We start from the raw sequence: 431 nt of genomic DNA, 5'->3' as shown, positions 1-431 counted from the left end.
ACAAGGCGCTGATCGGGATGATCCATTGCCCCGCCTTTCCAGGTGCGCCGCGCTATCGTGGCGCGTCGATGAACGATATCTACGACACCTGCATGCGCGATGCGGAACGTCTGGTGCAAGGGGGCATGCACGGCTTGATCATAGAAAACCACGGCGACATCCCGTTTTCCAAGCCCGACGAGATCGGCCCCGAAACGCCCGCCTTCCTGTCGGTCGTCACCGACCGCATCAAGCGCGCCTTCGGCCTGCCCATCGGCATCAACGTGCTGGCCAATGCGCCCCTGCCCGCCCTTGCCACCGCCGTCGCGGGGGGCGCCGATTTCATCCGCGTCAACCAATGGGCCAATGCCTATGTCGCCAATGAGGGCTTCATGGAGGGTCGCGCGGCCCAGGCCCTGCGATACCGCTCGGCCTTGCGGGCGGAACATGTG

The 431-nt window shown here is 65.0% G+C and carries 1 protein-coding gene; it reads left to right on the top strand.

Annotated elements, in window-relative coordinates:
• Nucleotides 1-431, top strand: a 431-nt coding sequence (locus FHK88_RS14030; RefSeq protein ID WP_264480703.1) for a BtpA/SgcQ family protein, incomplete at both ends; no start/stop codon positions are given.

Origin of the sequence: Psychrobacter sp. I-STPA6b (assembly GCF_020662265.1) — a bacterium.
GTDB lineage: Bacteria > Pseudomonadota > Gammaproteobacteria > Pseudomonadales > Moraxellaceae > Psychrobacter.
The sequence above is the reverse complement of the archived record's forward strand: the minus strand, read 5'-3'. Positions and strand labels throughout refer to the sequence as shown.